2 protein-coding genes are annotated in these 1,606 nt (G+C 60.3%); one reads left to right on the top strand and one right to left on the bottom strand.

The window, feature by feature from the left end; translation table 11 throughout:
- Positions 1 to 30: 30 nt before the first annotated feature.
- Entirely contained in the window at positions 31 to 372 is a 342-nt protein-coding gene (locus tag HMPREF9440_RS11255; RefSeq protein ID WP_008542873.1) for a hypothetical protein, read from the bottom strand.
- A 212-nt stretch (positions 373 to 584) separates the two neighbouring features.
- Here HMPREF9440_RS11255 and HMPREF9440_RS07190 point away from each other — a divergent pair, with 212 nt between their 5' ends.
- Positions 585 to 1,532, top strand: a complete 948-nt coding sequence (locus HMPREF9440_RS07190) for a DMT family transporter (protein WP_008542872.1) — start codon at positions 585 to 587, stop codon at positions 1,530 to 1,532.
- Positions 1,533 to 1,606: the final 74 nt, after the last annotated feature.

The raw sequence follows: 1,606 nt of genomic DNA, 5'->3' as shown, positions 1-1,606 counted from the left end.
TGAGAGTAATTTCAGCGTGGAAATTCAGGGTCAATGCACGCCCGGCAGGATCAGGTCCGTACCGACGTCGCACACGCCGCCGATGCACCAGGTCATGCCCTTCATCACAAGAACGAGCATCAGCAGGAAAAGAACGAAAAGAATGACGCGGGTCCACTTGCCCGGTTGATGTTCATGCTGCGGAACCGTCATGATTGCTTCCTCCTCGAGAAGCGTTGGGGCCAAAGGCGATTCACAAGACGCCTGGTCCTGGTTCCGGGGGAAGCCGTTCTGAGGGGAGCGGCGCCGGAACCGACATCTCTTCGCCTCACCCACATTATCGCCGATCTCCGGCCTGTTGTTAAGTTTTGCAAGCCATTTCTGAATGAACACTTGATCAGCGTTCCGCTTCTCCGACTAGGAAACTGCGTCAAAAAGAGGCTATGCATCTACAGGAAATACCGGTACTCGGGGAAACCGCGCGATAGGCCTTCCGGACGAGGCCGAAAGCGGGGCCGCCCGCTAGAATGTGCGGACAGACAACAAGGCCTCACGGCGCACCGAAGCGCCCTCCGCCGAGACCGCAACCACTGACAGACGACGCCGTGAAGAAGGCCTTCATCCAACTCCATCTCTCGATCCTGCTCGCAGGCTGGACCGGGATTTTCGGGAAACTCATCGACCTCACGCCGGGGCTCATCGTGCTCTGGCGCATCATCATTGCGGGGAGCCTCCTCTGGCTCTGGGGCACCGTGACGAAGCGCATCGCCAAAACGACTTCGCGCGAGCGCGTCGGGATGATGCTGGTGGGGGCGCTGCTGATGCTCCAGTGGACGCTCTTCTACGCCTCGATCAAGGCGTCGAACGTCTCGATCGGGGTGGTCACGTTCTCCACCATCGGGTTCTTCACGGCGATTCTGGAGCCGCTTCTCACGCGCTCGCGCTTCCGCGCGAAGGAGCTCCTCTTTTCGCTCCTCACGGTGCTGGGCGTCTCCTTGATCTTCCACTTCGACACGCAGTACCGTCTGGGGATCCTCTTCGGGTTGTCGAGCGCCGCCGCGGCCGCGGCGTTGGCCGTCTTCTTCAAAATCTTCCGCACGAAGTTCGACTCGATCACCTTGATGAGCTGGCAGCTCTCGGGCGGGTTCGTGACGGCGGTTCTGTGCCTTCCCCTCTACCTCTGGCTCATGCCGCCGCAGCCCCTCGTGCCGCAGGGCTGGGACATCCTTTGGATGCTCATTTTCGCGACCGCCTGCACGTTGGGGATGTACATTCTTCAGATTCAGTCGTTGGAGAAGATCTCCGCCTTCACGGTGAACCTCTCCTACAACCTCGAACCCATCTACTCGATCATCCTCGCGATGATCATCTTCGGCGAGGCCGCGGACCTCGGGCTCTCGTTCTACGCGGGGCTGGGGCTGATCGCGCTTTCCGTCGCGCTCCAGACGACGGACGTCGTCCGGGGCGAGAAGCGCCTCCGGAAGATCCGCGCGCGGCAAGCCCGGGAAGCCAACGCCGAAGCCTCAGTCGAATCCCCGGCCGAAGCCAAGTAACGAACGTCGACCAAGACCATTCAACCTTTCTTTTTTCAAGACACCGTCAACCACCCCTCCTTAAAAGGAGAGGC

Source organism: Sutterella parvirubra YIT 11816, from assembly GCF_000250875.1.
Classification (GTDB): Bacteria; Pseudomonadota; Gammaproteobacteria; order Burkholderiales; family Burkholderiaceae_F; genus Sutterella; species Sutterella parvirubra.
This window is presented reverse-complemented; position numbering and strand designations above follow the sequence as displayed.